A 12,648-nucleotide genomic window follows, 5' to 3' on the forward strand; every position below is an offset into this window, starting at 1 on the left:
GCATTAGTGGTCGCAGAGTGCCTAAACACCAGCGACTGCATTTTATGTAAATGGAGATAATATCGTGTCGAAAACATTTAAAAGAACGCGAATTGCACTGTTAAGCGGATTAACATTATCAGCTACCCTACTAGCTCCGCTAGCAACGGCAGAAGTCTCTGGCGCAGTGAGCGTAACCAATGATTACCGCTTCCGTGGTGTATCACAAACCGCTGGCGACCCTGCGCTACAAGGCAATATCGATTGGAGCCATGACAGTGGCTTCTTTGTTGGCGCTTGGGGCAGTAACGTCGATTTTGACGAACCTGGCTACAACGGCCCTGACGTCGAAATAGATTTGTATGCCGGTTACTATGGTGAGATTAACGATGACACCAGCTATGACTTAACCTTGTACCGTTATAATTACCCAGGAGACAGCGAACTCGACTATTTAGAAGTGAGCGCAGGCATCGACTTTAATGGTTTTAGAGCCGCTTACTGGTTTACCAATGACTATGGTGGAAGTGATCAAGATCTACATTACACCGAAATAAACTATGGCTGGGAGTTTGCCGAAAACTGGAGCCTAGATTTGCATTATGGCTACAACTTTGGCGACGCCATTGATGACGGCGAAGGCTTTGACAGCTACTCTGATTACTCTATTGGTGTATCAACTGAAGTACAGGGTTTCGGGCTGTCGGTTGCTTATTTAGACACTGACATTGACGGTGATAACGAAGTCAGTTCTGATCTGTATAAAAACACCGGCACATTATTAGCAAGCATTAGTTACTCGTTCTAATCGCAACGGTGAACCAGTCGAGTTTGTACTTATAAAAATAGACTCTGGTGAATACAAAAAAACCGCTTAAGTGCGGTTTTTTTATTTCCTAACCTTCTTAAACTGCCTATGTTCATAATCGATAATAATAGAAGCGTTAAAACAGTCCATTTTATAAATCGTTTTTGTAAGACTTAGACATCGCGCATAAATTTAAAAAAAATTGCATTGCATACCGCGCTTACGGGAGTATCTTACAATAATATAACACCTTAAATATGCGCTACAAAGGAGCGAACTATGGCTGATACCATCATTAAAATTTTGGTGATTGTTGGATTGATTTTTCTCGCGTATAAACTCATTTTTAGCAGCAGTAGTGGCTTAACCATTTTTGAAATGCATTTTAAAGACGGCAAGCTCAGCAACCATAAAGGCAAAATTCCAGAACGTTTTGAACGAGAAACCCGTGCCATTGCTAAATCAAACAAACTGACCTGCACCATTAGAGCGGAAAAATCAGGCCATGTGCGCCTGCACGTATCTGCCAACGTGGGTGATAATTTAACTCAGCAAATTCGTAATCAATTCCCGTTTGAGTATTACGATAAAAAACAGCAAGACTCATCAAAATTGAAAGGCTAGTCATGTTCAGCAGAAACTGCCGGCCGTTAACAAAAAATGGACTCAATTGAGTCCATTTTTTATTAACGCTGCGAAGATTAATCGGCTTGCTTTGAAATCACTAAGGTCACCTGTGCAACGGTAACACCAAACTTAATAATGTCGCTTTTGTTAATAATGGTATTTGGGTCAACTAAAAACATCCAATCGTCAAAATGGACTTCATATTCACTGCCATCGACGGGCAATAGCATGTCGTAGCGCCAACGCAATGCGCTGCCACGAGATTCACCTTGCGCAGTGCCTAAAATATCATTGGCGGTACCTTGATATGTGCCATCTCCTTTATCGATAATGGTCCACACTCTGGTTTGTTTTTCACCATCATCATAGACAAACCACTCATTGATAACGCCTTGCTTACCTTGTGGTGTATCTTTCCATTGGGCATCCATAATAATGGTAAACTTACGGGTCACTTTGCCAGAAAAATCTTGTACAACACCAGCAGCCGTTAATTTGCCATCAAAAAACTGAGCTAAATCCAGCTTAGGATTGGTGTCGGCATAGTCGTCAATTGATGCAGATGAACACGACATTGCACCCAAGGCAAAAAGTACAAATATGGCGCTATGACGCAATGACTTTTTCCAGGTTGTGACGTTCAATAAATGGGTCAATTTAGATAACATAATTCAGCCTTAATCGTATTTAATTCATGCCAATGAGTTGCTGGCGCAGTTTAGGGCGGCTGGTGTTTTCGGATAACCAAATCGCCAAAAAGTCAGCAGGGAACTGCACATTACTCACTTGAAAATAGGGTTTATCATTAAATAAAAACTCAGCTTGAGTGGCGGTATTGACCATAAAGGTTAATCGGTCACCCTCTTTCACATCGGGCCATGCTTTAGCTAATTGTTCGCGATACTCATTAATTTGTTGTTCAGGTATCCCTAAGTGTTGCCATTGGTCGACGGTGGCATCAATTAAATCTTCTGCTTCAATATTACGGTGATATTCAATCTCAAGTTTTAACGGCAATTGATTAGCCTGATATTTACCGTCTCTTGAGTACAGCTTGGCACTGTAGATGTCGAACCACATCATGCTCATACTCGCCGACCCGACCTGACGCATGGTTAAATTGGATGATGATTGCTCAGGTGTTGATAGCTCTGATGTTGATAGCTCTGATGTTGATAAAAGAAACGCTTGAGTATTATTGCTCGCTGTCGCATCTTGATTTGCCATCGCATCACCCATGCTCAGGGTCAAAATAACCATGACGACAGTGGCACCGACTACGCCAAACAGTAACTCCACCAGCCATTGATAAGCACTGCGGGTAACATTAACCGCCTCATTTACCGTTTTCATTGCCGACTCTCCTGAGTAAGATCCGCAGTGTATTCACCGCGACTTATTAACAACAATACGGGAAACAACACACTCCAGATCACTAGCAGCACAATGCCACTGACCCATTGCCCATGTGGTAATAACACTGCACCAAATTCTGCACCTGCGACATAACTTAAGGTACCGAAAACACCGCCAAACAAGGCTTGCCAAAACACAGGAACCTTTTGAAAAAACACTAGGCTGTATCTGAGGCTTAATGCAAATGCGAGCCAAAGCAGTGCTAACCAATACGGTGTCTGGGCAAACACAAATACGCCAAACAAGGTTAAGGCGGTGTCGACACTCATGCCAATCACTGCGCACAGACACATAAGCTGCAGATCTTGTCGTGGCGCTTGAGATAAAAGAAAATGGCCCAGTATGAGTAAAATAGACAACAAAACAAGCTGGTTACCGGCAAGCACTCCGGCCCACCACACCAATTGAAAAGATAACGCATTTAGGAAGATAAATAGCTTTGGATTAGGCATAACTACCTCGTCGCACAAGCAAGGTTGCTCGCAGGATGCGAGCAACGCATAAGGGACATTATTACAGGCGGTATTGTGGTCTTACTGCAACTAAATGCACCGTACTGGTTGTGCGCTCTAAAAAGCCACCTTCACAGTAACTTAAGTAGAACTTCCACATGCGAATAAAATCATCACCGTAGTTTAAGGCTTTAATCTTGTCGTAAGCCGCATCAAAATTTTCATGCCAGTGCTTTAATGTACGAGCATAGTCTTTGCCCATATCACTCACAGACCAGGTGACCATGTCGGTTTTTTTGGCAATGTGTTTGGTCATTTCGCTAACCGAAGGCAGACAACCACCGGGAAAAATATAACGCTGAATAAAATCGACACTTTTACGGTAGCTATTGTAGCGCTGGTCGGCAATGGTAATGGCCTGAATGAGCATACGCCCATTAGGTTTTAATAAGTGTTGTAGCTTTTCAAAAAAGCCACCCAAGTATTCATGCCCCACCGCTTCAATCATTTCAATCGATACTACACGGTCATATTCTCCGGTGAGCAGACGGTAATCTTGTTTAAGCAAAGTGATCTTGTCTTCTAGGCCTTCTTGCTTAACGCGTGCTACGGCATAGTCATATTGCGCATCTGAAATCGTTGTGGTTGTGACATTCACGCCAAAATGCTTGGCTGCATATATCGCGAGTGCGCCCCAACCTGTGCCAACTTCTAATAGTGTTTGCCCAGGCGTTAAATCCAAACGTTCGCAAATGGTGTGCAACTTATGGATTTGCGCCTCATCCAAAGTGCTGTCGTCAGCCGGGTATAACGCACTTGAGTACATCATTTCTGGGTCTAAAAACTGCTGATACATGTCATTACCTAAATCGTAATGCGCCAAAATATTGCGTTTAGAACCCGCTTCAGAATTTCGATTTAATACATGCTTTAAGCGGCTAACACCATTACTCAACCACGAAAAATAACGCTCAATGTTGTCGAGTAATGCTAGGTTACGCGCAAATACTTGCACGACTTTGGTTAAATCGGGGCTGCACCAGTGTCCTTGAATATAGGCTTCACCGGCACCAATTGAGCCACCAAACACCACCTGACGGTAAAAATTAGGGTGCATGACTTGCATCGTTGCATGGATATCACTTTTAATATCGCCAAACTCTGCCGTCTGGTTGCCGTCAACAATCGTTAAATGACCTTCTGCAAGATGTGCGAGTGCACGTAATAAAATTTTTCTTGCCAGACTGTCTGATAAACCAGCTTGAGCCATGCTACTTTCTGTGGCTGTATTTTCCATTTTTTGTCTCCAGTTCATCACTGCGTAGGCTATATCACCTTATTCACAGTCAATACGTTGCGTCAGTCCATTTGGTTTACAATTGTTTTGCTGACTTGTTAACCATGTTGATTAGATGGCTTTGTCGGCTGCTTACTCACAAAGGGAATACGTTTAACAAATAGCTTGAGTGCTTGCCAGTAAATACCCAACATAATGCTGGCTGTCATGAGCGGAAAATGCAGCATAAACTGCCGGACACTTTTCGCGCTTATGTCTTGGCGTTTAAGTACCACCCCTGCATCAAATAATTTATCGTTGTTGGCGTTGCGATTTTCAATAGTCACCTTTAAAAACTTAGCAGGCGCGGTAATTCGCCATAAATAGTGCATGTCTAAATTCATAAATGGTGACACATGGAACACCTTGTCGGTATGAGTGGTATTGGCGATGTCGACAAGATAACAATGGCGTTCATTCCAGGGTGTGTTGCTCACTTCTGCCAACATATAAACCATTTCGTCATGGTGATAACAAAAGTAAAAATTAACGGGACTAAAATAAAGACCACAATGGCGAATTTGTCCCGAAAAAATCACTCTGTCACATTGCTGGCTCGCGCCTAAATGCTTAATTGTGGCTAATACCCGTTGCTTTAACGCCCGAGCGTCATTGCCATGACAAGCAGTAGGTAAAACTAACGCGTCGGAAAATTGCTTATCCAATTCATTTAAATAATCGCTAGGCTTAAATTTTAATGGCGTAAATCGATCAGTCGAAAACAGTTTACTGGTCGCGCATATGGCATCCACTTCGTCTAAATCAATCGCCATCATCGCCAACTTGTAGCCAAAACTGTGTACTTTAGGCACATGGCGACGATGGCTGACAGTGCCAGTATAAATACCGCTATGTAAGCTCTGTGGCGATGAAGTTAATGTCATAAGGTGATCCCAAAAAGATTACATACGTCTACCGCGCTGCGCACGCCATCTTCATGAAAGCCATTGTGCCAATAGGCACCCGCATAATAAGTATGACGTTTACCATTAATTAGCGATTTTTTAGCTTGTGATTTCATGCTGGCATCATTAAACACCGGGTGCGCATAATTAAATTTACGCAAAATTTTTGATTCGTCAATCAAATCAGTTTGATTGAGTGTCACACAAAATGTAGGCGCGTCTTTGGGTAGGCATTGCAAGATATTCATGTTGTAGGTCACGCTTGCTGGACGCTGAGCGATATCTAACTCATTTTCACCATCGAGGCGATAGTTCCAACTGGCCCAGGCCGCTTTGCGTTTAGGCAATACATTAATGTCGGTGTGTAACACCACTTCATTATTTTGATAGGCCATCGGCGCTAATATTTCTGTTTCATCCTGGCTTGGGTCGGTCAGCATGGCGAGTGCTTGATCGCTATGGCACGTCAACACCACATCATCAAACTGTTGCCACTCACCATTTAAGACTTGAATTTGCACGCCATCGTCATTGCGCTTAATCCCTGTCACCGGCGAATTAAGGTGTATACGCTCTTTAAACGGCGCGGTTAATGCCGGAATATAACTGCGTGAGCCGCCTTCAAGCACATACCATTGTGGGCGGTCATTAATGTTGAGCAAACCGTGGTGTTGAAAAAATCGAATAAAAAATCGTAGTGAAAAGCCACGCATATCGTCAATGCTGGCCGACCAAATTGCAGCGCCCATTGGCAAGATGTAATGCTCACAAAAAAAGGCAGAAAAATCATTTTGATCAAGGTATTCACCCAGCGTGGTGCTTGGGTATTTGTCTGCTTCGTAAATCGCTTTACAACCATTGTTAAAACGCACTATTTCGCCAAGGAATTTGTAAAAACTGGGGCGGAATAAATTGCGACGCTGGGCAAACAAACTCCATAAATTATGGCCGTTATATTCAAGTCCAGTAATGGCATTATTTACGCTAAAGCTCATCTCGGTCGGCATAGACTTAACATTGATCTGCGCCATGAGTTTTTCAAAACGAGGGTAAGTGCGGTCATTAAACACAATAAAACCGGTATCAATCGCATATTGCTTACCAGCAACTTCAACATCTACAGTGGCGGTATGGCCACCAATATAATCGTTAGCCTCAAAAACAGTCACCTTATGTTGACGGCTCAATAAGTGTGCGCAAGTTAAGCCTGAAATGCCTGTACCAATCACGGCGATGTTTTTCATTTAATAATCCTTGGAGTACGCTATCAAATCATTTTCAGAGTAATTTATTAACTGATTAATTAGACTTTTTTGCCAGTAAAGACACTAATAATGACTCGGGTAATAGTGACGCTAATTTAAGTAACCAGGTAAATTTACCTGGAAAGTGAATTTCTTTTCGCTGATTGTTCATGCCATTAAAAATCGCCACTGCGGCTTGCTGGGCTGTAATTTGCATTGGCATCGCAAAATCGTTTTTATCGGTGAGTGGTGTTTTAACAAATCCTGGGCAAATCACGCTAACGCCAATATCGTGCTCGGCTAAGTCAACCCGTAAACTGCGGCCTAAATAACTAATTGCGGCTTTTGATGCGCCATACGCTTCAGCGCGAGGAAACGGTAAATAGGTTGCGCTTGAACTCATTAATCCAAGCTGTGCGCCACTGCTGAGTAACGGTAAAAAATGCTCCAGACAATAGCCCATCGCAACCACGTTGGTGTTTATTACCCGCGCAAACAATGCTGAGTCAAAATGCAATGCATCGTCGATGTACTCACAACTGCCGGCATTGAGTATCACGTGCTGTAGCTGCCAGTGATTATCAAGCAGCAACTGCTTAAGCTCAGTCGCTGCAGCTTGTACTTGGGCGCTGTCGGTAATATCAAACTCAAGCGCGGTAGCACCGTTGATTTTTTGCAGTGCATCGCGGTTACGACCACAGGCAATAACCGCCATGCCTTTGCTGATATAGTGTTCAGCTAACGCCAAACCAATGCCGGAGCTGGCGCCAGTAATTAATACAGCAGGTGATTTTGCGATTGTCATGACCATTATTTTGCTGCTCTGTTTTTTAGCAAGCCGATTAAACCGCCTAAAAAAGGCACTTGCTCATAAAGCATTTGACCTAAATCAAAGTAGTCTCGGTGAGCGTAAATTTTGTCATCAAATTTAAGCTGCGACATGCCTTCAACGTGGATTGTTTGACCTTTATTAAGCTTGGGATGCGAATAAGCCATAGTCCAATACAATGCTGCCTGGCTGTTGTTATGGCTCACAACTACCTCGTTAATGTCGAACTCAATGTGAGTGACATTAAGGTACATATTGGCAAAATATTGAGTGAGATCGTTAATACCACTGACTTGATGCATGGGGTCGCGAAACATAATGTCGTCTCGATACACTTGGCGCAGTAAAAACAAATTATCTTTATTAAGCTGCTGATACATATCAATAAAGGCATCAACAATAGCAGGATGACCATTACTAGGGTTGGTATTTTCGCCCTTTAACGGTTTTGATGAAATATCAACTATCGACTGTGCGCTTTGCATTAACAGACTCCTATTACGCCATTACGGTACCTTAAGCAAACACATATACAACAATGCCTTATATCACAATAAGATAAAAGTGTTTCATGCAGCTAAAGCAATACTAATTCAATTACATGTTGATACGAAATAAGGCAAAATGCAGATCACTATGGTAGGTAAAAAGCAAAACGCCCAAGCTAAGCTTGGGCGTTTGTCATTCAATGGCTCAACAAAACAAATTAATAGCCGGTTTTGGCTACCGGTTGCCAATGTTTATCGACCTCTTCTTTAATAAAGGCTTGTTTCGCTTTAATGGCGTCAGCTTCAATAAATCCGATGGCAGCGTGGGCTTTTTCTTTGGTGCTGTAATCTGGATACTCCACTTTTTCAACCGAAAGTTGATTCAACACTCTTGCTAATGCTTCACGGCCATACGTAATCTGCTCGGTTGCCATGTCAAGTAATGCAACACCTTCTTTAGGGTTATGAGCATATAAACCGTGCGATGCCATAGCAAAGTCCCAGCGCCACTGTGCATGACGAATCGCCATGATCGAATCGTTCATTTGTGGCCATGTTGCCCCGGCATCCCATGCCGCTTTCGCTTCATAATGTGCCTGAACTAATAAAGACTCTACGTTACGTGCTTTGGCTTCAATATTGGCTTTGGTTTTATCGAGCTTTTTCACCATGGCTGCTTTACTGCTGTGGCAACTGGCACAGGTTTGCTCAAAGTTATCCATGGCACCAGCAACTTTATGATCGGTAAACGTATTACCCTGGGCATCTTTTGTTGCTGGCATATGGCAAGTAATACACGTTACGCCTTTTTTAGCATGAGTAGAACGGCTCCAATGCTCAAATTCAGGATGACGAGCTTTTAAAATTGGTGTTTTTGAAATCGGGTGGATCCATTCATAAAAACGACGAGTGTCGTAATATTTTTCAATGTCATCAGCGGTGCTGCCGAAAATCCAAGGGATATTAACCTTGTTACTTTTCTCGGGTTGGAAGTAATACGTCACATGACATTGACCGCATACCTGTGCACCTTGCATGGTGGTGTCTTGTTTATCAAATGGCAGTTTAATTTTTGCCATCGCATCTTGTGCATGTGGGCGCGGTAATGCCAGTTTTTCACTGCCGTCAACATGACAGTCACTGCAATACACCACAGATTTTATCTCGCGGCCTAAATCAACAAAGTTAGCCCCTGAATACCCTTCGATACCCATTTCTTTCATTAATCTGGGTGCATCTGGGGTTTTACAGGTCCAGCAACTGGCCGATAAGCCTTTATCACCTTCAGCAATTGCCACACCAGTTCGTAAAGTATGAGTGACGTCGGCAACCGCAAACTGGTGGCCACGCGGGCTATGATACTCTTTAGCAAAAGATGAACCGGCCCATAGAATAATGCTGGCAGGGTATTGCGCCAACATGTCTTCACGCTCTTCTTGCTCAACCGTTGCCTGCCAAGAGTCAAACTGATTAGGAAACTTAATTTGGTTTGGATCGACCTCTGCGCTTTGCAAAGACCAAGATGTCAGGGTTAATAATGCCAACCCAGCAGCAAGCACTATCAGCCCAAGCTTACTGCGTAGTGGACGAGAAGCTTTCATCATTACTTCTACTAGTAAATTAATCATACAGTTTGCCTTTCACCAGAAATCATCGATATAAATTGAACATTACCCAGGACGACCATCGAGTCGAGGACGCATTAAAATAGGCGCATAAAACCACACAAACATCCCAAAGCCGATAAACCAAAACATCCCAGCAATCCATAACCACATTTGGGTGTGCTCTGGCATGAATAACGGCATTATTGCCCTAAACACGGCGGCTAACGCGATGCTCAAAAAGGCTAATGTCATATTAGGGCCTTGATAAATATTACGGCTAGTGTGGCCCAGTGATACGCGCGAGATCATCGATAAACACAATGCTGCAATACCGCCCACTGCAAAAAGATGTAATAGCGTGCGATAGGCATATTCGTTATTAATATTGATTGCCATCAAAATAAGCGTGATAGGCAAAGATAAATACGCTAAATGCAAAGACCAGAGCATGGGTTCTTTTAGCGTTTTATGCGCTTGCCAACGAGCAAAACGAATAAGGTGTAATCCACCAGCAACTGCCAGTAATATCTGCTCAATCCCCTTCGGAAGCCAGTGACTTACAGCTTGTATAAACAATATTCCCATCGTCAATAATAACGTGTTTTCTAATATACTAATGGGATCTGGCTTCGGTTGTTGAATACGCATTGCAGTAAAAAATGGAATGACTCGACCACCCACAATGGTGATGATCATGGCGACCCACCAAATCATTCCCTGCCATAGTTGAGTTGAAAGTGAAAAATCGCGTTGATACAGCGCATAATAACTGACGAGATTAACCACGAGAGCCACCACTAGCAGCAATGGAAAACCGATATTACGCCATTGTTTTACCGGGTAAATACATCGCCACAATGCCAACGCACTCAAGCCTAAAAATAAGCTGTCGAATAAGGCTGGAAGCACTAATGGAATATTCATTGGCAGAAGCAGCATTAATCGAGCAATGAGCCAGCATGCAAATGTCAGCATCAAACTGCGGCCTTTAATCGTCGGTTGATTAGTCCATGCCTGCACTGCGGTCAGTAAAAAACCACACACAATGGCCATGGCAAAACCAAACAGCATTTCATGCGGGTGCCACCATAACGGCACCACATTGGCCCAAAACTCACGGTTAAATAAACTGTATTGCGGCGTAAACCAGCCCATTAACCATAGCGGAATGTACAACGCAGCCAAAACAGCACCGCCAAGAAAAAATGGCCTAAAGCCTAAACGCCAGATCGCAGGGGTGTTATCAATTTCAGCAGGGTCATCAATATTTAGCATAAGCAGCACACTCGTTTTATGAGTTAAAAGCATAAGATTTAAACATGCATAAGATTTAAACATGTATAACATATAAATCTTTAATTAAGGCCATTGTATGCTGCCCAATACATTACTTCAATCATTCCCCTTAGCTAATGCAAACTAAGCTGGCCATACTGTGATCTAACGCAAAAAAGCCAACACCGATTTCGGTGTTGGCTTTTATTTATCGTGCTAAAAAAATTAAAGAAAACGCTAGTTAACCTCGCTTGAGTGCACTCAATACTTCAATGGCTCTTAAGCGTGCCATTTTGTGTTCAACAATTGGCTTGGGATAACCCTGGTTGTCCGTTTGAGCAAATAAATCATTCACGTTAACCGATTTAGGCTCATGGATATCTTTAATAGACCACCGGGCAATTTCAGGAATATAACGCTTAATAAAGCTGGTGTCTGGGTCAAACTTACTACTTTGCATCATAGGGTTAAACACCCTAAAGTAGGGCTGAGCATCGCAACCTGTTCCGGCAGACCATTGCCAACCACCATTATTAGACGCTAAATCACCGTCAATCAGTTGTTGTCTAAAGTAGCGTTCGCCCCAACGCCAATCGACCAATAAATGCTTGGTTAAAAAGCTCGCTACCACCATGCGTAAACGATTGTGCATCCAACCCGTTTGATTTAATTGACGCATCGCGGCGTCCACTATCGGGTAACCTGTTTGGCCATCACACCAGGCCTTAAACTCTTGTGGATCATTGCGCCACACAATGCCATCACCCAACTCGTTAAAGTTATGCTCCATCGACAACCGTGGAAAAGCCACCAGCAAATGACGATAAAACTCACGCCATATCAATTCGTTTAGCCAGGTTTTAGCAGGGCTGGTATCGTCAACTAACGCCTCTGGATAACGCGCTAGAATTGCCGCGACACACTGGCGTGAGCTAATAATACCAAGCGCTAAAAAAGGCGACAAACGACTGGTGCCGTCAAGTGCAGGGAAGTCTCTTTCTGCCTGATAGTCAGCCACTTGGCTTACTAAAAACTGATCTAATATTCGTTTGGCTGCGCCCTCGCCTGCAGTCCATTGTTCGCTGCTACGTTTAGCACAATCAAATTCAATATTGGCAGGCAATGCTAATGACGCTGCGACGGGAGCAGGTGCTGCAACAGGTAATATGGCTTTTTGGCTGGCGATACTTTTCCACTTTTTGGCAAATGGCGTAAACACCTTGTACATGTCGCCAGACAAGTTAAGCACCTCTCCGGCAGCAAATACACAATCTTGATTGATTAATGTCAGCGGCACACCATGTTCAATTAATTGCGCATCACGGCGACGCTCATTAATTTCAGGTTCGCTGCCAGCAAACACAGCATCAATTTTGTGCTGTTGTAAATAGTCATTTAACGCGGCGTGAATATCACTAAACAATTGCAAATGAATGACATCTAAAGCAATACCTAAAGCGGCAAGCGACTGTGCTAACAAATTAACATGACGCTCTATAAAATCAATTTGTATTGGCGCAACATCATGCTGCGCCCATTGCGACGGCGTCACAATGTATAACGCTCTCACCTGACCTTGATGTTGTTTGGCAAACTCACAAGCAGCCACTAACGCAGGGTTATCTACAACTCGCAAATCTTGCCTAAACCACATCAGGCTATTCATATTACTCATTAATACT

The 12,648-nt window shown here is 43.2% G+C and carries 13 protein-coding genes; 2 read left to right on the plus strand and 11 right to left on the minus strand.

The window, feature by feature from the left end:
* Positions 1 to 64: 64 nt before the first annotated feature.
* Together ACROAE_RS02735 and ACROAE_RS02740 are read left to right on the plus strand one after the other, a co-directional pair.
* Positions 65 to 787, plus strand: coding sequence for a TorF family putative porin (locus ACROAE_RS02735; RefSeq protein ID WP_432399390.1), 723 nt, complete (start codon positions 65 to 67; stop codon positions 785 to 787).
* A gap of 279 nt (positions 788 to 1,066) precedes the next feature.
* Positions 1,067 to 1,411 (plus strand): DUF3634 family protein, encoded by a 345-nt coding sequence (locus ACROAE_RS02740; RefSeq protein WP_432399391.1) that lies wholly within the window; start codon positions 1,067 to 1,069, stop codon positions 1,409 to 1,411.
* Between the two features lie 77 nt (positions 1,412 to 1,488).
* Here ACROAE_RS02740 and ACROAE_RS02745 read toward each other — a convergent pair whose 3' ends face one another.
* The 11 genes from ACROAE_RS02745 to phrB form a co-directional block, all read right to left on the minus strand.
* On the minus strand, positions 1,489 to 1,989 hold the full coding sequence (locus tag ACROAE_RS02745; protein WP_432399506.1) for a DUF3833 domain-containing protein: 501 nt from the start codon (positions 1,987 to 1,989) through the stop codon (positions 1,489 to 1,491).
* A gap of 112 nt (positions 1,990 to 2,101) precedes the next feature.
* Complete coding sequence (locus ACROAE_RS02750) at positions 2,102 to 2,767, minus strand: chalcone isomerase family protein (RefSeq protein ID WP_432399392.1); 666 nt, start codon at positions 2,765 to 2,767, stop codon at positions 2,102 to 2,104.
* The gene (locus ACROAE_RS02755) at positions 2,764 to 3,282 is read right to left on the minus strand and encodes a DUF2878 domain-containing protein (RefSeq protein WP_432399393.1); all 519 of its coding nucleotides are present in this window, start codon (positions 3,280 to 3,282) and stop codon (positions 2,764 to 2,766) included. Before ACROAE_RS02755 ends, ACROAE_RS02750 begins: the two co-directional genes overlap by 4 nt.
* 61 nt (positions 3,283 to 3,343) lie before the next feature.
* The gene (locus ACROAE_RS02760) at positions 3,344 to 4,579 is read right to left on the minus strand and encodes a class I SAM-dependent methyltransferase (protein WP_432399394.1); all 1,236 of its coding nucleotides are present in this window, start codon (positions 4,577 to 4,579) and stop codon (positions 3,344 to 3,346) included.
* Positions 4,580 to 4,677: 98 nt separating this feature from the next.
* On the minus strand, positions 4,678 to 5,502 hold the full coding sequence (locus tag ACROAE_RS02765; protein ID WP_432399395.1) for a DUF1365 domain-containing protein: 825 nt from the start codon (positions 5,500 to 5,502) through the stop codon (positions 4,678 to 4,680).
* Positions 5,499 to 6,767, minus strand: coding sequence for an NAD(P)/FAD-dependent oxidoreductase (locus ACROAE_RS02770; RefSeq protein WP_432399396.1), 1,269 nt, complete (start codon positions 6,765 to 6,767; stop codon positions 5,499 to 5,501). The genes ACROAE_RS02765 and ACROAE_RS02770 overlap by 4 nt, the downstream gene beginning before the upstream one ends.
* A gap of 55 nt (positions 6,768 to 6,822) precedes the next feature.
* On the minus strand, positions 6,823 to 7,578 hold the full coding sequence (locus tag ACROAE_RS02775; protein WP_432399397.1) for an SDR family NAD(P)-dependent oxidoreductase: 756 nt from the start codon (positions 7,576 to 7,578) through the stop codon (positions 6,823 to 6,825).
* Positions 7,578 to 7,976: a nuclear transport factor 2 family protein gene (locus ACROAE_RS02780; protein WP_432399507.1), complete on the minus strand. Its 399-nt coding sequence runs from the start codon at positions 7,974 to 7,976 to the stop codon at positions 7,578 to 7,580. Before ACROAE_RS02780 ends, ACROAE_RS02775 begins: the two co-directional genes overlap by 1 nt.
* A gap of 326 nt (positions 7,977 to 8,302) precedes the next feature.
* Positions 8,303 to 9,712, minus strand: coding sequence for an ammonia-forming cytochrome c nitrite reductase subunit c552 (locus ACROAE_RS02785; RefSeq protein WP_432399398.1), 1,410 nt, complete (start codon positions 9,710 to 9,712; stop codon positions 8,303 to 8,305).
* 42 nt (positions 9,713 to 9,754) lie between these two features.
* The gene (locus ACROAE_RS02790; protein ID WP_432399399.1) at positions 9,755 to 10,966 is read right to left on the minus strand and encodes an NnrS family protein; all 1,212 of its coding nucleotides are present in this window, start codon (positions 10,964 to 10,966) and stop codon (positions 9,755 to 9,757) included.
* Between the two features lie 241 nt (positions 10,967 to 11,207).
* Positions 11,208 to 12,641 (minus strand): deoxyribodipyrimidine photo-lyase, encoded by a 1,434-nt coding sequence (gene phrB / locus ACROAE_RS02795; protein ID WP_432399400.1) that lies wholly within the window; start codon positions 12,639 to 12,641, stop codon positions 11,208 to 11,210.
* Positions 12,642 to 12,648: the final 7 nt, after the last annotated feature.

The sequence above is a fragment of the Shewanella sp. MF05960 genome (assembly GCF_050849305.1).
Taxonomy (GTDB): Bacteria; Pseudomonadota; Gammaproteobacteria; order Enterobacterales; family Shewanellaceae; genus Shewanella.